Raw genomic sequence first — 17179 nt, 5'->3', positions numbered from 1 at the left:
CCAGGTGTGGAGATGGTCAGTGGTTGGGGCGGATTTTGTTGAGGTTTTGGGCGATAAGCGGCTCTCGAGTGGCGAGGGCGAGGGCCACGTCCCGGAGTTGGATCGCTCGGTGGAGCTGGGCTCGCCAGTCCGTCCCCGTGGCACGATGGGCCATGTCGACCTCGACCTCCACGATCCGGTAGCCCTTGTGGAGCAGGTCGATCGTCAGCGCCGTCTCCACCCCGAACCCGTGCGCCAGCGGACGGGCCGCCTCGAAAGCGGCTCTGGTGAGGCAGCGCTGGCCGTTGAGCGGTTGGGCGGGATCGAAGCCGGTGGCCCGGCGGATGCCTTCCTTCGACAGGCGTACGACCAGGCCGTGGCCACCCAGCTTCACCCTGGTCGTGAAGACCGCGATGGTCATGTCGGCCTTGGCCGCGCGTACGGGCTCGATGAGGGGTGCGGCGGCGTGAGCCGTCTCGCCCAGGTCGGCGTCGAGGAAGAGCAGGTGGCGGGGGATGGCGTCCTCGTCGAGTAGACGGACGGCCTCCGCGCCGGTCTCCATCGCGGCGGCCTTGCCCCTGTTGCGGCTGTGGCGCACCACCCTGGCGCCGGCCGCGCGGGCCACCCTGCCGGTCTGGTCCCTCGAACCGTCGTCCACGACCACGACCAGGTCGACGCCGGGCAGCGCCGCGGCAGCCTTGACGGTGGCCGCGATGCGGTCGGCTTCGTTGGCGGCCGGGATGATGACCGCTGTGTCGCCGCTGCTGCTCACCGAGCGTCACCTCCGCACACGACGCTTCCGTTTCTCCTCAGCCGAGCGCCGGGGCCGGGACCGGGGACGACCTCCGGGCCGTGGCCGGCGACTCGACCCGGGCCGTGGCCCGCGACCCGACTCGGGCCGTTATTGCCACCGTAGCCGACGTTCCAGGCATGGTCGGTACGGGAGCGGCAGCACCGCACGTCGTCAGGTGGGTGCAATGTGCCGCGCATGATGGCATTCACCACCTCGTGCAGCAAGCGGGGTCGCGTTCACGGCCTCATGCGGGGTCTGGTGCCGGGGCGCGTGCAGGGACGAGTGCGGCGCCGTGGTCAGGGGCGGGAGCGCTGCCGCGCTTGACGTCCCATGCGCAGGCCGGGGCACTGCTGTCCTGCATGTCCCATGTGCGGGCCGGAGCACTGCTGTCAGGCAGGGCGTCTCGGCAGGCCGCGGCGCCGGCGTCCTGCGCGACGGTGACGCATCCGCAGGAGGCGGTGCCGCCGTCCTGCGCGGCATGTCCTCAGGTCGCGCTGCCGGGGTCCTGCGGGACCCGTCCTTAGAGCGCGGGGTCCTGCGCGGCGTGTCCCCAGGGCGCGCTGCCGGGATCCTCCGCGACACGTCCTCAGAGCGCCGTGCACGCGTCCGGTGTGGTGCATGCGCGAGTAGCGGCACCGCCGGCCAGCGGGCCGCCCCTGCGGACAGGGTCGAGGCGACCCCGCTCTGTACGTCGTCGGATCCGAGCACGGATCCCGTCATGAGCCCTCGGTTATGAGGAACTCCTGCGGCACCTCGTCGTACACGGTGAACACCGAGTCGAGCCCGGTGACCTGCAGAATCTTGCGGACCGCAGGGCGTGGGGCGGCCACGTCGAGCGCCCCTCCCTGCTCCTTCATCCGCTTGAGCGCAGACAGCAGAACGTTCATCCCCGTGGAGTCGCAGAAATCCACGGCGGACATGTCGATGACCACTCGGCTGGGCCCTTCCTGCAGCAGCCGAGTGAACTCGGCCTGCAGGTGAGGCGCCGTATAGAGGTCGATTTCCCCGGTGATGGCAACGAGTGCGCACCCGGCATGTGATCGAGTCGAGACCTTGAGCTCCACATGGGCAGGCTAGCGGCGCGGAGGCTTCCGGTCACGTTGTCACGCCGATAGGGCAACCACAGGTTTTTGTCCTCCGTTTGGGCTCCATGGAAACGGAGAGTACGCGAAGCTTGACAGCGTGACACCGGACACAGCACGGCTTCATGGCGAAGGAGGGGCTGGGGCACGACAGACGGGTCCCGCGACGATGAAAGCAGAAAAACCTGAAGACCCTCAGCGTCAAGGGCTCCGAGAGCGCCTGGAGAACATCCTCATCCGCACGGAGAAGGCCACGTCATGGCATGACGAAGCAGAACGCCTCCGCAGCCTGGTCAACCGCGAAGGCTACGTCCCCATCCGCACCCGGCTCGCGATCGAGGACCTTGACTTCCTGGGCGGTGCCCGGGCGGACCTGCTCAGGTTCCTGGAGCTCGGGCTGAGGTTGCTCGATCTTCATCAGCCCAGGGACGCGGGAGGCATCACCAGCGACGCCGCCCATCCGATCCTGCGGTGCCGGAGCTGCATGTGGCGCTGGCCCTGCCCGACATTTCGAGCGATGTCGGAGTCGTTCGGCACCTCCAGGGACACGACAGAGCCGGAGTTCCCCGAAAGCGCCTGAGTGGTGGCAGGGGGCGGTCAGCTGGTGACCAAGGGGAGCCGGATCTCGAACCGGCACCCTGGCCCGTCGTTGACCACCCCGATCACCCCGTCGTGCGCCTCCACGATCCCCTGCGCGATGGCGAGCCCCAGGCCCGCCCCACCGTCAGCAGTGGGCGTACGAGCGGCCTCCCCCCGGAAGGCGACCTCGAACACCCGGGGCAGGTCCTCCTCAGGAATCCCCCCGCAACAGTCCGCGACCGACAGACAAGCCATCCCCTCCTCGTCCACCCCGGCCCGCAGCACCACGGTCCGGTCCGACGGCGTGTGCCGGATGGCGTTGACCACGAGGTTGCGCAGGGCCCGCCCCAACGCCCCCGCGTCGGCCTCCACCGGCAGGGACGCCGACGCCTCACCCGTCAGGACCACACCCTTGGCCCTGGCCAGCGGCTCGGCCCCGGCGACGGTGTCGGCCACGAGGTCGGCCAGCCCGATGCGCGAACGCGACAGCCGCAGTGCCCCCGCGTGGATCCGCGACAGCTCGAACAGGTCGTCCACCATCCCCGAGAGCCGTTCCACCTCCAGCTTGATCTGCCCGTGGTAGCGCGCGACCGTGACCGGATCGGACACCACCCCGTCCTCCAGGGCCTCGACCATGGCCCGCATCCCGGCCAGCGGCGTACGAAGATCGTGGCTCACCCAGGCGACGAGCTCCCGCCGCGCCCCTTCGAGGGCCCGTTCCCGCGCGTACGCCTCCTCCAAGGTGTTCGCGATGGTCTGGAGCTCGGCCGGCAGCCCCTGGGGCGCGGTGAACGGCACGGCGCGCACGGCGTCCACCAGCCGCCGGCTCTCCGCGACCACCCGCCTGGCCAGCACGAACGCCACCCCGAGCCCCACCAGCCCGCCCACGGCCACCACGCTCAGCACGAAGTCCTTGACGGGCCCCTCAATGATCATCTTCATGATGATCGCCACGACCCCGGCCAGCGTGGCCGCCACGGCGACCACCACGACCACGGCCATCATCACCCCGATGGACCTGGTGCGCAGCCGCCACATCACCCCGATGCCCAGCAGCGCGATCACGAGCCCGAGCCCGGCCGCCACCGCGACGACCATGGGCAGCTCACCGGGCCGAGGCATCAGGAACCGCCCTCCATCGGCTCATACCGGTAGCCGACCCCCCACACTGTGACAATCCTCCGCGGCTCGGTCGGATCCGGCTCTATCTTCTCCCGCAGCCGCCTGACGTGCACGGTCACGGTGGAGGAGTCGCCGAACGACCACCCCCACACCTGGTTCAGCAGCGCGGAGCGGCTGAAAGCCTGCCGCGGATTGCGCATGAGGTGCGCCAGCAGGTCGAACTCCCGCGCCGTCAGCATCACCTCGTCCCCCCGCAGCCGGACCTCGTGGGCCCCCACGTCCACCACCAGATCCCCGTCACGCAGCACCCCGGTGCCGCCGGTGACGGACGCCCCCCGCGCCCGCCGCAGCACCGACTGCACGCGCAGCGCGAGCTCGCGCGGGCTGAACGGCTTGGTGACGTAGTCGTCGGCCCCCGTCTCCAGCCCGACCACCCGGTCGATCTCCTCGCCGAGCGCGGTCAGCATGATCACCGGTACGGGCCAGCGCTCCCTGAGCTTCCTGCACACCTGCAGCCCGTCGAGCTTGGGCAGCATCAGGTCCAGCACCATGAGGTCGGGCGGATGGGCCAGCGCCCTGCGCAGCGCCTCCACCCCGTCGCCGACGCACTCGACCTCGTGACCGTCGCGCTCCAGATAGCGCGCGACGACCTCGGAAACGGTCGGATCATCATCGACCACCAGGATGCGCGTGTTCACGCCTTCACGGTACGACTGAGGAACAGGTAAGTGTCATGTACGTCATTGCTTCGTAAGCCTCGCGGATCATGTCCGGAGGACGTACGGTGGCTGCATGGGTAGAGTCGTGATGCTCGTGCTGGGGACCCTGCTGGGTCTCTTCGTGCTGTTCAATTTCCTGCTGCCGATGCTGGCAGGCCTGATCAAGATCGCTCTGATCATCGGGGTGATCGCTCTGCTCGTCTTCGTCGCGGTCACCGTGGTGGGCAAGTCCTCCCGATCGCATTGACGTTCTTCCTGTTCGACCCGTGGCTGGTCGGGATCACCATGCTGGCGATCCTGCTGCTGGCCACGTGGGCAGCCACGCTCCTGCCCACCCTCAGTGGGGAGCCGCCGAGCTTTCCGCTGAGTTACGCGCGCCGTACGGCCTTCCAGCGGCAGCGCGACCCCGACGCGGCCGGCCGCTCGCGTCCACGAGCCCCTTAGGCATGCCCCGCTTCATCGTCAAGCGGGGCTCCTCGTACGAGTGAGCCCTTTTTCCTCGTCTCACTCGAAGTAGGGCTCATGATCGATTCTCTTGTCACGTTCGTCATCAGCATGTCCGGCGGCAGCGCCGCGCTCGGCATCGTGCTGTTCACCCTGGCCGTACGCCTCCTGCTGCTGCCCCTGAACGTCCGCCAGTCCCGGAGCATGAAGATCCGCCAGCGGCTCGCCCCCAAGCTGCGCGAGCTGCAGAAGCGCCATGCGCGCAACCCCGAGCGTCTGGCCAAGGAGACCTCCGCGCTCTTCGCCAAGGAAGGCACTTCGCCGTTCGCCGGGTTCCTGCCGATGCTGGCGCAGCTTCCGTTCATGTGGCTGATGTTCCGGGTGGCCACGCATCCGACCGCGCTGGCCGGACAGACCCTTTTCGGCGCTCCGCTGGGTCAGCAGGTCGCCGGGGTAGTGGCCAATTTCGGTCTGGTCAGCGTGCCGGTTTTGGTCTTTGTATTGGTCATCGCGCTGGTCGCGGTGGTGGCATGGTTCTCCGCCAGGAACATCAAGGTGACCGACGACCAGCCGGACTGGATGAAGCGGCTCCTGCCGTGGATGCCGTACGGCTCCGTGCTCGCCGCGCTGGTGATGCCGCTCGCGGCCGGGCTCTACCTGCTCGTGTCCACGGCATGGGCCACGAGCGAGCGGGCGGTGCTGGCTAGCCGGCCTCTCTGAGGGCTGTGACCTGCCCGTTCATCGACGCACGAGGAGCGGGCAGGATGGCCCACACCGTGGTCGTGTCACCGTCGTGCCGGACCCCCCAGCTCTCCGCCACGTACTCCACGATGCCGAGCCCCCGGCCCCCGAGCGACGACAGGGTCGGGCGGCCGGCGCGCGGCTCGGTCGCCGCACCCCCGTCGCTCACCGCCACTTCGATGTGATCGTCACTCCGCAACCACGCCACTCTCACCATCCCCGACGGAAGGGGATGCGCGTGCCTCAGCGCGTTGCTCAGCAGCTCGCTCACCACGAGCACCGCGTCGTCGATCGCCGCCGAAAAAACCCCGCTGTCCTGCAGCTCAGTGCTCAGGCGCTGGCGGGCAACGGCGACGCTGGACGGCGCGTACGGCAGCAGCACCACGCTTGACACACCCACCTCCCCGTTCCCTGTGCCCCCCGCGGGAACACTCCCCGGTACGACCGAAATGCCCCGTTACTCGATCCCAGAAACCGCATCTCGATCACAGCTTGTACACATTGGACGATAGATCAGCTCAACTGTGACCACCTCGTTACCGCCTCGGTGTGTCGTATCCGATAGTGGAAACTACGCACCGAAAGAGGCTCGTGCTTATGGCCTCACTTCGTGAGGCGGCTCGCTCGCAGCTCAAGACGCATTCGTGTGCCGCCTCCGGGTCTCGGATGCGCGCTCACGTCTCCGCCTTGGGCCCTGGCGAGGCTGCGGACTATGTAGAGACCGAGCCCCACTCCACCAAACCGTCTCCGGTCGCCGCTGTCCACCTGGACGAACCTCTCAAAGATCCTCTCTCGGTCAGTCGGGGCGATACCGACCCCTTCATCGTCCACGACCACGACGACGTTGTCGGCCTCGGGCCAGGCCTCCACGCTGATCAAGCCGCCCTTGGGCGAGTACTTGAACGCGTTCTCCAGCAGCTGCCCCAGCACGATGTCCGTGGCCAGCGCGTCCCCCAGGACGTTCGGCAGCCCGTCCTGGATGGCCACCTCGACCCGGTGCTTGTCCGACAGCGCGGGCAGCCCGAGCGTGGCCGCGTCGATCCGCTCGGCCAGGTCGAACTCCTCGATCCGCACCTTGAGCTCGTCCGCCCCCGCCCTGGCCCCGAGCAGCAGGTGGTCCATGAGCTCGCCCAGCGACCTGGACCGCTCGGCGATCGTGTGCACGGCCGAGCGGCGTTCGGGGTCGCTCATCTTGTCCCAGCGCCGGTCGAGCGTGCTGGCGAACCCCCGCACGATCGTGATCGGCGTACGCAGCTCGTGGCTGGTTGTGGCCAGGAACAGGTCCTTGGCCTCCTCGAGCTCCTTGGCCGTGGTCACGTCGCGGAAGTCGATGACCACCTCGCCGGTCTCCTCGATCCGCGCGCTCACCACGTCCAGCCACCGCCCGGTCTCCATCTGGAACGTGACCTTCTCGCCCGGCTTGGGCAGCGGGAACGGCGGCGGCCCGCCGATGACGGCCTCGGCCGGGAACGCGGTGAGCTCGGCGGCGGCCGGGTTCCAGCGGACGACCCGCCCCGATCCGTCGAGCACGGCGATGCCGTCGGCGCTGGCGTCGAAGACGGCCTGCTCGTGCGCCCGCTGCCGCACCGCCTCCTGGTAGGCCACCGCGTTGCCGACGGCGATGCCCGCGTGGCCCGCCAGGAGCTCCAGCAGCTCCAGTTCGAGGTGTCCGGGTGTGCTCTGGGCGAACAGCGCGTACAGGGCCCCGTACGGGCGCCCTCCGACGGCGGCCAGGCCCAGCGCGATCGTGTGCAGCCCCTTCAGCCGGGCCCACACCAGGTCCTCGAGCCCGTTCGACTCCAGCATGACGGTCTTGCCGGTGCGTAAGAGCTTGTCGACGAGGCTCGTGCGCAGGTCCGTGGTGGTGCCTCTGATGGCCTCCGGCAGCTGGTACGTGCTGACCAGCCGTAACCGTTCGCCCTCGATCAGCACGAACCCGCCCGCGTCCGCCCCGGTGAGCTCCGTCAGACTGGCCGAGATCCGGTCGAGCACGGCCGACAGCTCCAGCTCCGAGTTGATGTCGCCGACCACGTCGGTGAGCCGGCGCACCAGCCTGGCCCGGCGCGCCATGCGGTCCTTGGCCACCTGGTCGGCCCGCGCGAGGTGGTGCACGCAGACATATCCGGCCACGGCGCTGCCCAGGCGCAGCGCGCTGATGTCGACGCGCACGTCGAGCACGGTCCCGTCGTCGCGTAAACGCTTGGTGCGGACCGACACCTGGCCGCCGGTGCGTACGCGTTCGAGCACGGCGTTGTGCTCGGCGGTCAGCTCGCCCGGCACGATCGGCGCCCGGCGCCCGAGCATCTCCTCCGCCGTCCACCCGAACAGCCGCTCTGCCGCCTCGTTCCAGACCAGAACGCTCTGATCACGGTCGACGACCACGACGGCGTTGGGCGAACCGGCGAGGGCAGCGCGAGCTATCTCGTCGTCACTACCGGCCCATTCGTCCCCCACTCCTCCATAGTGCACGTGGCGTGGTGAGTGCGTCGGGCGATCCGTCCGATACGCTGCGGTCACGGTGATTCTCGGCGGCGGGGAGGCTGGTGGCATGTCGAGCGGCGATCTCGATGCCCTGTTGCGCGTGACCTCCAGCACCTATCGAGGTGAGACACCTCCTGACATCGCGTTCGGCACCTATGACGGCGCCGTCGGCCGGCTGGTGCTCGCGGTCACCGGCAAGGGCATCGCGGCGTGCAGCTTCGAGCCGGAAAACGCCGTGTTCGAGCTGATCACGAGGCACGTGGGCACGTTCATCGGGCCGGATGCGCGCCGGCTCGACCCGGTGCGCAGGGAACTGGACGCCTACTTCTCCGGCCGCCTGCGCGCGTTCACCACGCCCGTCGACCTGACGCTGGCGACGTCCTTCGCCCGCACGGTGCTGCAGAAGACGATGGCGGTCCCGTACGGCACCACCACGACGCTGGAGGAGATCGGCGCGAGCATCGGCAGGCCACGCGCGCTGCGGGCGATCGGCAACGCGCTGGCCTCCAACCCCGTGTGCGTGATCGTGCCGTGCCACCGGGTGGTGCGCGAGGACGGCGCGCTCGGCGACTACGCGGGTGGCGCGGCCGCCAAGCAGCACCTGCTCAACGTCGAAAAGCGCGTGTCGACCAGCCGATCAGCAGGGTGACCAGCCCGGCGACGATGGCCGCGCCGAGCGCCCCGTTCATCCACGGCTGCCGGGTGAAGCCGATGGCGTCGCGCACCCCCTGCCAGAAGCCGTCCCATGGCTTGACCGTGAGCGTGGAGGTCGTCAGCCAGTACGCCACGAAGCCGAGGGCCCACGGCACCAGCCTCGACCAGCGCGAGGGCGCGCGCTCCGCGGTGTTCCAGCTCCGTGAGCCGCCGAGCACGAAGTAGTCCACGGCCAGCACCGCGAACATCGGCACGAAGACCGCCCCGATCACCCCCAGGAACGCCCCGTACGAGTTGACGTCCACGACCAGGGCGATCGCGACGCTCAGCACGCCGATGGCGATGGAGAAGACGCGCCGGTCCACCCGCGGCATCAGGTTCTGCAGCGAGACCGTGGTGGAGTAGACGTTGGCGAAGGACTGGTCGGTCTCGCGCAGCACCAGGATCGCGAAGAACAGCGCGCCCAGCGGCACCGCCACGAACGGGCCGAACACCGACGTCGGATCGGCCGCCACCTTGCCCGCCCCCGCCATGGCCACTGCGAACACGCCCAGGCCCAGGCAGGCCACCTGAGCCAGCGAGTAGCCGCCGACCACACCGGTGAACGCGGACCTGCTCGACCTGGAGTGCCGGGCGAAGTCGGCCGCCATCGGCACCCACGACACCGACAGCGCGATGACGTAGTCCACGGCCGGGGCGAACGCCGTCCAGGACCCGCCCGTGTGCGCGGGCGCCCTGGTCAGGAAGAACCAGGCGAACCACACCATCGACACGATCACGCCGATGGTGACGTACCGCCGCAGCAGCCTGACGGACCCGAGCGGCCAGATCGTGAGCGCGGTGGTCAGCACCCCCGCCGCCACCACCCACACCTGGTACGGCACGGCGCCGAAGATCGCGCTGGCCGCCTTGGCGATCACCCACAGCTCGAAGGCGGCCCAGCCGAGCATCTGGACGATGTTGAGCACCGTGGGGACGTACGAGATCCGCGCCCCGAACAGGCCCCGCAGCAGCACCATCGCGGGCTGCCCCGTCTGGGTGCCGGGGACGGCGGACAGGCCCACCATGGCGGTGCCGATCAGGCTGCCGACCACGGTCGCCAGGAGCGCGGCGGTCAGGCTGAGCGGAGCGTTGCCCAGGGGATTGAGCAGGAGCGACGCTCCGGAGAAGCCCAGGAGGCTGACACCGAGGTTCGCCCAGAGCGCACCCTGGTCGAGCACGCCCAGGGTCTTCGGCGGCCTGCCTTCAAGAGTCAGCGGAACTTCGTCGACGACATGCGTCATCGCACACTCCCTACGCCGGCATTATCCGGACAGGTTCAGGCGGTCGGCAGCGGATCTGTTTGCTGCCCTCTCAGCCCGGCGAACCCCGAGCTCCCGCGACGATCTGCAGTTGGCGCCCTCATCATGCCTTAGTGACGGCAAAACCGCCACAGTGCGCCTTTACGCCACGAACGGCTGCTGCCCGGTCTCGCTCACCATCGGGCGGCGCGCGAACTCCCACGACTGCATGCCGCCGCCGACGTTGACGGCGTCGCGCCCGAGCTGGTTGAGCCAGGCCGCGACCTGCAGGGACCGGCCGCCCACCCGGCAGACGACGTAGACGGTGCGGTCGCCGGGCACCTCGTCGACCCGACCCTGGATCTGGGTCATGGGGATGTGCACGGCCTCCGGGGCGTGCCCCGCGACCCACTCGTCCTGCTCACGGACGTCGAGCAGGTAAGCGTCTGCGGGAACGGCATTGGCCTCGATCTCAGGAACGGTCATGACTCCATCATCTCGCGCCTGGCGTCGTAGGCAGCACGCGCCGCGGCGATCTCCTCCTGGTGCGCCTCCGTCCAGGTGACCAGCGACTTGATGGTCTCGTGCAGCGTGCGGCCGAGCGGCGTGAGCGCGTAGTCCACCCTGGGCGGCACGACGGGGTGGACCGTGCGGCTGACCAGGCCGTCGCGCTCCAGCTGGCGCAGGGTCACGCTGAGCATGCGCTGGCTGACGCCGTCGATCTCGCGGCGGAGCTGGGTGAAGCGCAGGCTCTGGCAGTCGAGCAGGGCGATCACGAGCAGCGACCACTTGTCGGCGATGCGGTCGAGGATCTGGCGTACCTCGCAGTCCTCGCGCGTGTCCCACTGGCGCACGTCGTAGTCGTCGAGCGGTTCCACCGTGTCTTCTTCCATCGGGCTCACTTGAGAAGGCGGGACAGCCGGCGGTCGGCGAGGGGCTTGCCGCCGGTCTGGCAGGTGGGGCAGTACTGCAGCGAGGAGTCCGCGAAGGACACCTCGCGGATCGTGTCGCCGCAGACGTCGCACGGCTGCCCGGTCCGGTTGTGGACCCGCAGTCCCGACTTCTTCTCGGCCTTGAGGTCCTTGGCCGCCAGCCCGTGCGCCCGCTCCACCGCCTCCACCAGGGTGGCGATGATGGCCTCGTGCAGGTCGGCGATCTGCGCGTCCGTCAGCGTGGCCGCGATCTTGAACGGGGACATCTTGGCCGCGTGCAGCACCTCGTCCGAGTACGCGTTCCCGATGCCGGCGATGATCTTCTGGTCGCGCAGCAGCCCCTTGATCTGGGTGCGGTTGCCGCCCACGATGCGCTTGAGCGCGTCGACGGTGAAGGACTCGTCGAGGGGGTCGGGGCCGAGTGCGGCGACGCCGGGGACGTCGTCCGGGTTCTTGGTGACGTAGACGGCCAGGCGCTTCTGCGTCCCCGCCTCCGTCAGCTCGAACCCGGGTGCCAGGCCCTCCTCGTCGGGCGCCAGCCGGACCCGTACCGCGAGCGGACCCTTGCCGGGACGTACGGGCTTCGCGCCCGAAAGGTCGTCGCGCCAGCGCAGCCACCCCGCCCGGGCCAGGTGGATGACCAGGTGGAGGCCGTCGCAGTCGAGGTCGAGGAACTTGCCGTGCCGCGCCACGCCGGTGATGGTCAGCCCGCCGAGCGCGGTCACCGGCGGGTCGAACGTCTTGAGCGCCTGGATGGCCACCACGTCGACCCCCAGGACCGTACGGCCCACGGCCCGCTCGCGCAGGAAATGGGTGAGCGACTCCACTTCGGGAAGTTCCGGCATGTCCCCAGGGTACGTGCGCGTCCGGCCGTCCACAGCCTGTGGACGGCTACGGCACGCTCCAGAAGGCCAGCTCGTGCGCCATCCCCTCGGCGAACAGCTCCTCGGCCCGCGCCGGGTCCGGGCCGACCTCGTCGATCATCTGCGCGATCCGCGCGGTGAGCGCCGCGAACCCCGGATCCGCGTACGTGTCCACCCACGCCCGATATCTCGGCTCAGCAGGCGGATTTTCCGCCAATATCTGCCCGAGACTCGAATATCCCCACATACACGGATAAAGCGCCGCCAGCCCCTCCCCATACGACGCCGCCGACTCCAGCAGGAACGCCGTGTACGCCGCGCACGCCGGCCCCTTCCCCGCCCCCTCCAGATCGGCGCCGAACTCCGCCGACAGCGACCTGTGCAGGCTCAACTCGTCGTGGTACGTGGTGTGCGCCAGGTCCACCAGGTCACCCAGATGCCCGTCGGGCGCCTGCCAGGCCAGCCGCGCGAACACCCGTACGTAGTCGAGCAGGAACAGGTAGTCCTGCTCCAGCCACGACCTGAACACCGGCTCGGGCAGGTCGCCACGCGCGATGCCGGCCACGGTCGGATGCTCGAGCTGCGCCCGCAGCAGCGGGCGGCCGACGGCGTGCAACTTCTCCGAGACACTCATGGCTGGGAGGTTAGTGTCGAAGCATGACTGTGACGATCGCCGAGGAACTGCTGCTGCTCGCCTACAACGACGAGAAGGGCACGCAGCTCGTCGCGGGGACCCAGCTCGACCCGGCCCTCGCCGGCGCGCTCCTCGCCGAGCTGGCCGTCAACGACCGGCTGGAGCTGTCGGACAGGAAGGTGACGGTCAAGGACCCGTCCCCGCTCGGCGACGCCGAGCTGGACGCCACGCTGGCGCGCATCGCCGAGGAGGGCAAGGAGCGCAAGCCGGCCTGGTGGGTCCAGCGGCTGCAGTCGGCCAAGCTGCGCAAGCGCCTGCTCACGAGGCTGGCGGAGTCGGGCGTGCTGACCGAGCAGCGCGGCAAGGTGCTCGGCGTCTTCCCCACGACGCGCTGGCCGGAGGCCAACCCGGACGTGGAGGCCGAGGTCAGGGACCGGGTGATCAGCGCGCTGGCGGGCGCCGACCCGGGCGCCCGCACGGCCGTGCTGATCGCCATCGCGCACGCGGCCAAGCTCGACCGCAAGGCCTTCCCTGGGGCGAGCAGGCAGCGCGTCAAGCAGATCGCGGAGGGCGCCTGGACGGCCGACGCGGTCGCCCAGACCATCGCCGCCATCAACGCGGCCATGATCGCGGCGGTCACCGCGGCGACCGCCGCCGCGACGACCTCCACGACCGGGTGAGCCGCTCCTAGTTGCCGGTGTCGATGACGTCCTTCGGCACCGGCTTGTCCTCCTTCAGGGCGTTGAAGAGGGCCAGCGCCTTGGGCCGGTCCGACTTGATCGCCTCGCCGCCGTCCGAGAGCCGCTCGGTTCCGCCGAACGGGACCACCGTCGTCACGGGGCTGTCGCCCATCGCCAGCCCCAGCGACAGCAGGTCGAAGGCGCCGGTGCCGCCGTCGACCGAGACCGCGTCGGTGGCGCTCATCGCCAGCGGGATCGACGTGAACGGGTTGATCAGCACTCCGGGGCTGGCCGCCTTCTTCACGACCGCGCCCAGGAACTGCCGCTGCCGCTTGGTCCGCTCGAAGTCGGGCAGCGCGCCGCCCTTTCTGGTCCGTACGTAACCCAGGGCCTGGGCGCCGTTGAGCACCTGCGTGCCCTTCTTCAGCTTGAGCCCGGCCTTCGGGTCGTCCACGGCGGCCCGTACGTTGATCTCGACGCCTCCGATGGCGTCCACGATGCCGACGAACCCGGCGAACCCGATCTCCATGTAGTGGTCGATGTGCACGCCGGTGACCGACTCCACGGTGCGGACCAGCAGTTGCGGCCCGCCGTTGTAGGCGGCGTTGAGCTTGTCGCGCCTCTTGCCCGGGATGTCGACGGCCAGGTCACGCGGCAGGCTGACCAGCGTCGGCTTGTCGCTGCCCTCGGGGATGTGCAGCAGCATCATCGAGTCCGTACGGTTCCCGCCGGTCGCCCGGCCCGTGGCGAGCTTCTTGCGCTCGGCGGCCGACAGGCCCTTGCGGCTGTCGGAGCCGACGAGCAGCCAGTTGGTGCCGGGAGTGTCTGCGGGACGGCCCTGATAGTCCTCGAGCACGCCGTCGATGCCGGCGATCCTGGAGTTGATCCAGAAGAACATGCCCACGCCCGCCACCAGCAGCACGACCAGGAGTCCGGCGACGATCTTCAGGATCGTCCCGCCGGACACCCGCCTGCGGGGCTTGCCCGGGTCGGAGGGGCCGCGCTTCGACCGCAGCGGCTGGACCGGGCTGCCGCCGGAGCGAGCTCGGCCGTACACGCGCGAGCGCCCCTGGGGCGGCTCGTCCGGGGCGGAGCCGGGAGAGGCGGCGCCTGACCCCGGATCGGGGTACTGCGGGGCCACAGGCAGCTTGTGCGTGGGCGCACCCGCACCCCCGGCGGGCGCGGACGGGACCTGGTGAGCCGGCGCACCCCCGGCGCGCAGGCCGTCACCTGGCCTCGGCGGCAGCGGGCGGCCGTCGCCTGGCGAGCGCATGGCCCGCGTCCGGTCGTCCTCAGACACTTCGCCTTCTTCCCTTCGATTTGTCATAAACGCTACGTCGAACCCCCCACCAGTGAAGACACTCCGCCAAGGTTTTCCCATGGAAAAGTACGCGGAACCAGGGAAGAGTCACCGCGGAAACATAGATGCCACCAGCATCGTTACGGTTATGGACGACCTCTATCGAAGGGAAGATCGTGTCCGCTCCGGACCCGTGGAGTCTTTGCCCGTGCGCTGGCACGGGTTCCTCTGAGAGCTCACCATGGTGAGCGCCTATCTGGGCCTCCTGGCCCTCATCCTCCTCACGGCGGCAACCGGCTACTTCGTCGCTCAGGAGTTCGCCTTCGTAGCCGCCGACCGCGCCCTGCTCCGCGAGCAGGCGGCGGCGGGCGACCAGGCCGCCGAAAAAGCGCTCCAGGTCACGTCCCGCCTCTCTTTCATGCTCTCCGGCGCCCAGCTCGGCATCACCGTGACCGCGCTGCTGGTCGGCTTCCTGGCCGAGCCCGCGATCGCCACGATCGTACGACCATGGCTGGCGGACACCGGACTGTCCGACACCGTGATCACCGGACTCTCGGTCGCCATCGGCGTCTTCGTGGCGACCGTCGTCCAGATGGTCCTGGGCGAGCTCGCGCCCAAGAACCTGGGCATCGCCAGACCGGAGCCGGTGGCCAAGTTCCTGGCGGGTTCGACCCTGGTCTACCTGGCCGTGGTGGGCCCGGTGGTCAAGCTGTTCGACTCGGCGGCGACCGGCCTGCTCAGGCGCGTGGGCATCGAGCCGGTGGAGGAGGTGGAGCACGGCGCCACGCCGGAGGAGCTCTCCCGCATCATCGAGGAGTCGACCATGGCGGGCGAGCTCCCGCCGAGACTCTCCGACCTGCTCGAACGGGCCCTGGAGTTCGGCGACCGCACGGCGGAGGAGATCATGGTCCCCCGCCCGCGCGTCGTCGTGCTGCGTTCCGAACAGCCCATCTCGGACCTGATCGAGATCATGCGCAGCTGCGGACACTCCCGCTACCCGGTCATCAACGAGGACGGCGACGTCACAGGCGTGACGGGCGTACGCGAGCTCCTCTCTTCGGGTCTGCAGGAGGGCGAGATAGCGAGCATCACCCGCCCCGCCCTGCTGGTCCCGGACTCGGTCCCGCTCCCCGCCGTGCTCGACCGGATGCGCGTGTCCAAGGACGACATCGCCTGCGTCATCGACGAGTACGGCGGCCTGGCCGGCGTGATCACGGTCGAGGACCTGGCTGAAGAGCTGGTCGGCGAGCTGGTCGACGAGAACGACCCGGAGCCCGCCGGCGTGGTGGAGCACCCGGGCGGCATCTGGGAGGTCCCGGGCACGCTGCGGCTGGACGAGGTCGAGCGCGCCACGGGCGTCGCGCTTCCGGAGAGCGACGACTACGACACCCTCGCGGGCCTCGTCCTGGCCAAGCTGGGCAGGATGCCCGACGAGGGCGACACGGTGACGGTGCCGATCGAACAGGACACCGACCCCTTCGCAGAGGACGAGCAGGAACACCTGGCAGAACTGACCGTGATGTCTCTCAACCGCAGAGTGCCCGAATGGGTCCGCGTGGCCCCCGTCCAGCACGCGGAGGTGGCCCGATGACCATGCTCGTCGTCAGCCTCGCGCTGCTGGCCTTCAACGCGCTCTTCGTGGCCGCGGAATTCGCCTTCGTCTCCGCCCGGCGCCACCGCCTGGAGGAGATCGCCTCCCGCAACAACCGCCTGATCAGGCTGGCGGCCAGGTCGGCGGTCGGAGGCACCAAAAAGCTCTCACTGATGTTGGCGGGCGCCCAGCTCGGCATCACGCTGTGCACCCTGGGCCTCGGCCAGGTGACGGAGCCCGCGATCGAGCACGCCCTGGAGCCGGTCTTCGCCGTCCTCGGCGTCCCTGAGGGCCTGCGCATGCCCATCGCGCTGACGATCGCCCTGGCCCTGGTGACCTTCCTCCACATGGTGGTGGGCGAGATGGCGCCGAAGTCGTGGGCCCTGACCCACCCGGAACGCTCGGCCCTGCTGCTGACCGTCCCGTTCCGCGCCTTCACCTGGGTGATGCGCCCGCTCCTGTCGACCCTGAACGGCCTGACCAACCTCATCCTGCGCCTGTTCGGCGTCCAGCCCAGGGACGAGCTGGCCACGACCAGAACCCCCCGCCAGCTGGCCATGCTGGTGGGCGAGTCAGGCCGCATGGGCCTCCTGGACCGCGACGAGCACGACCTCCTGACCCGCGCCCTCCGCCTGGACGACGAGGGCATAGAGCGCCTGATGATCCCAATAAACCAGGCGGTGATGGTCCCACCCCAGGCGAACGCGACAGAGATCAAGGAAGCAGCGGCAAGAAGCGGCCATCTCAGACTCCTGGTAGGCACGCCAGGAAACGTCAGAGGCGCCCTCCACGCAAGAGACGCCCTCCTGAGGCCGGCGAGCAAGGCAGAAGACCTGTGCCGCCCCCTACCGAAGCTGCCTTGCGTGACCCAGGTCCCAGAGGCGGTGACGGCCCTACAGGAGGCCCGAGCCCACCTGGCCCTGGTAACAGCTCAACCTGGCGACGTAATCGGCATGGTGAGCCTCACAGACCTTCTCGGCGAACTCCTGGACACCAGAACCCTGGCGACTGTGACGTAAAACACACCGACAAGCCACCCGAAAGCAGGCTGCAACCAAACGGGCGTACCGTCAAAACACGGCACGCCCGTTACCAACAGGTTCTTGAAAAGAGAGACAGCCCCTCTTGCGATCCAGCAAACACTTCGCCAATGTGGGTCTGCCATGACACAAGACAGACGCAGCGATGGAGGGTCCGGGAGCCCACTCCCGGATAGGGGGGTTCCGGCGGGACTCCCCCGGAAGACGCTGGGGGTCCGGGGGTTATCCCTCGGGAGAAATGACGAGAGGACCCGAGGGAGCAAGC

At 69.4% G+C, this 17179-nt stretch carries 20 protein-coding genes and 1 riboswitch; of the genes, 8 read left to right on the top strand and 12 right to left on the bottom strand.

The annotated features are described in order from the left end of the window. Positions 1-16: 16 nt before the first annotated feature. Positions 17-751 (bottom strand): glycosyltransferase family 2 protein, encoded by a 735-nt coding sequence (locus ACIBI9_RS51700; protein ID WP_397234631.1) that lies wholly within the window; start codon positions 749-751, stop codon positions 17-19. Between the two features lie 737 nt (positions 752-1488). Beyond that, positions 1489-1836, bottom strand: a complete 348-nt coding sequence (locus ACIBI9_RS51695; RefSeq protein ID WP_397234629.1) for an STAS domain-containing protein — start codon at positions 1834-1836, stop codon at positions 1489-1491. Between the two features lie 187 nt (positions 1837-2023). Here ACIBI9_RS51695 and ACIBI9_RS51690 point away from each other — a divergent pair, with 187 nt between their 5' ends. Continuing rightward, positions 2024-2434, top strand: a complete 411-nt coding sequence (locus ACIBI9_RS51690; protein ID WP_397234627.1) for a hypothetical protein — start codon at positions 2024-2026, stop codon at positions 2432-2434. 17 nt (positions 2435-2451) lie between these two features. On the opposite strand, the gene ACIBI9_RS51685 is transcribed toward ACIBI9_RS51690, so the two are convergent. Both ACIBI9_RS51685 and ACIBI9_RS51680 read right to left on the bottom strand, forming a co-directional pair. Next, the gene (locus ACIBI9_RS51685) at positions 2452-3555 is read right to left on the bottom strand and encodes a sensor histidine kinase (RefSeq protein WP_397234625.1); all 1104 of its coding nucleotides are present in this window, start codon (positions 3553-3555) and stop codon (positions 2452-2454) included. Continuing rightward, a complete protein-coding gene (locus ACIBI9_RS51680; protein WP_357751989.1) occupies positions 3555-4253 on the bottom strand; it encodes a response regulator transcription factor in 699 nt (232 codons plus the stop codon). The genes ACIBI9_RS51685 and ACIBI9_RS51680 overlap by 1 nt, the downstream gene beginning before the upstream one ends. Positions 4254-4347: 94 nt before the next feature. On the opposite strand from ACIBI9_RS51680, the gene ACIBI9_RS51675 reads away from it, so the two are divergent. The 3 genes from ACIBI9_RS51675 (at position 4348) to ACIBI9_RS51665 (ending at position 5438) form a co-directional block, all read left to right on the top strand. Further along, positions 4348-4521, top strand: coding sequence for a hypothetical protein (locus ACIBI9_RS51675; RefSeq protein ID WP_397234623.1), 174 nt, complete (start codon positions 4348-4350; stop codon positions 4519-4521). Next, positions 4518-4718 (top strand): DUF6412 domain-containing protein, encoded by a 201-nt coding sequence (locus tag ACIBI9_RS51670; RefSeq protein WP_397234621.1) that lies wholly within the window; start codon positions 4518-4520, stop codon positions 4716-4718. The genes ACIBI9_RS51675 and ACIBI9_RS51670 overlap by 4 nt, the downstream gene beginning before the upstream one ends. Before the next feature lie 78 nt (positions 4719-4796). Further along, positions 4797-5438, top strand: a complete 642-nt coding sequence (locus ACIBI9_RS51665; RefSeq protein ID WP_397234619.1) for a YidC/Oxa1 family membrane protein insertase — start codon at positions 4797-4799, stop codon at positions 5436-5438. On the opposite strand, the gene ACIBI9_RS51660 is transcribed toward ACIBI9_RS51665, so the two are convergent. Both ACIBI9_RS51660 and ACIBI9_RS51655 read right to left on the bottom strand, forming a co-directional pair. Further along, positions 5422-5853: an ATP-binding protein gene (locus tag ACIBI9_RS51660; protein WP_394494738.1), complete on the bottom strand. Its 432-nt coding sequence runs from the start codon at positions 5851-5853 to the stop codon at positions 5422-5424. The two genes, ACIBI9_RS51665 and ACIBI9_RS51660, sit on opposite strands and share 17 nt — an antisense overlap. A gap of 209 nt (positions 5854-6062) precedes the next feature. Then, positions 6063-7913 carry an ATP-binding protein gene (locus tag ACIBI9_RS51655; protein WP_397234616.1) on the bottom strand — a complete coding sequence of 617 codons (1851 nt, stop codon included), beginning with the start codon at positions 7911-7913 and terminating at the stop codon, positions 6063-6065. A 94-nt stretch (positions 7914-8007) separates the two neighbouring features. On the opposite strand from ACIBI9_RS51655, the gene ACIBI9_RS51650 reads away from it, so the two are divergent. Continuing rightward, complete coding sequence (locus ACIBI9_RS51650) at positions 8008-8589, top strand: methylated-DNA--[protein]-cysteine S-methyltransferase (protein WP_397234614.1); 582 nt, start codon at positions 8008-8010, stop codon at positions 8587-8589. On the opposite strand, the gene ACIBI9_RS51645 is transcribed toward ACIBI9_RS51650, so the two are convergent. From ACIBI9_RS51645 to ACIBI9_RS51625, 5 genes are all read right to left on the bottom strand, one after another. Beyond that, entirely contained in the window at positions 8546-9877 is a 1332-nt protein-coding gene (locus ACIBI9_RS51645) for a purine-cytosine permease family protein (RefSeq protein ID WP_397234612.1), read from the bottom strand. The genes ACIBI9_RS51650 and ACIBI9_RS51645 overlap by 44 nt on opposite strands. Continuing rightward, positions 9865-9984: riboswitch (TPP riboswitch) on the bottom strand. It overlaps the preceding gene by 13 nt. A gap of 52 nt (positions 9985-10036) precedes the next feature. Beyond that, positions 10037-10360 carry a rhodanese-like domain-containing protein gene (locus ACIBI9_RS51640; RefSeq protein WP_397234610.1) on the bottom strand — a complete coding sequence of 108 codons (324 nt, stop codon included), beginning with the start codon at positions 10358-10360 and terminating at the stop codon, positions 10037-10039. Further along, a complete protein-coding gene (locus tag ACIBI9_RS51635; RefSeq protein WP_394494732.1) occupies positions 10357-10767 on the bottom strand; it encodes a winged helix-turn-helix transcriptional regulator in 411 nt (136 codons plus the stop codon). The genes ACIBI9_RS51640 and ACIBI9_RS51635 overlap by 4 nt, the downstream gene beginning before the upstream one ends. 5 nt (positions 10768-10772) lie before the next feature. Further along, positions 10773-11651 (bottom strand): Fpg/Nei family DNA glycosylase, encoded by an 879-nt coding sequence (locus ACIBI9_RS51630; RefSeq protein WP_397234608.1) that lies wholly within the window; start codon positions 11649-11651, stop codon positions 10773-10775. A gap of 46 nt (positions 11652-11697) precedes the next feature. Further along, on the bottom strand, positions 11698-12303 hold the full coding sequence (locus ACIBI9_RS51625; protein WP_397234606.1) for a TenA family protein: 606 nt from the start codon (positions 12301-12303) through the stop codon (positions 11698-11700). Positions 12304-12326: 23 nt separating this feature from the next. Here ACIBI9_RS51625 and ACIBI9_RS51620 point away from each other — a divergent pair, with 23 nt between their 5' ends. Next, positions 12327-12983 (top strand): GPP34 family phosphoprotein, encoded by a 657-nt coding sequence (locus ACIBI9_RS51620; protein ID WP_397234604.1) that lies wholly within the window; start codon positions 12327-12329, stop codon positions 12981-12983. A 7-nt stretch (positions 12984-12990) separates the two neighbouring features. Here ACIBI9_RS51620 and ACIBI9_RS51615 read toward each other — a convergent pair whose 3' ends face one another. Beyond that, positions 12991-14283, bottom strand: a complete 1293-nt coding sequence (locus ACIBI9_RS51615) for an LCP family protein (protein ID WP_397234602.1) — start codon at positions 14281-14283, stop codon at positions 12991-12993. Positions 14284-14524: 241 nt separating this feature from the next. On the opposite strand from ACIBI9_RS51615, the gene ACIBI9_RS51610 reads away from it, so the two are divergent. Then, positions 14525-15874 carry a hemolysin family protein gene (locus tag ACIBI9_RS51610; RefSeq protein ID WP_397234600.1) on the top strand — a complete coding sequence of 450 codons (1350 nt, stop codon included), beginning with the start codon at positions 14525-14527 and terminating at the stop codon, positions 15872-15874. Next, positions 15871-16893 carry a hemolysin family protein gene (locus tag ACIBI9_RS51605; protein WP_397234598.1) on the top strand — a complete coding sequence of 341 codons (1023 nt, stop codon included), beginning with the start codon at positions 15871-15873 and terminating at the stop codon, positions 16891-16893. The genes ACIBI9_RS51610 and ACIBI9_RS51605 overlap by 4 nt, the downstream gene beginning before the upstream one ends. Positions 16894-17179 lie beyond the last annotated feature (286 nt).

This window comes from Nonomuraea sp. NPDC050451, from assembly GCF_044458585.1.
This window is presented reverse-complemented; position numbering and strand designations above follow the sequence as displayed.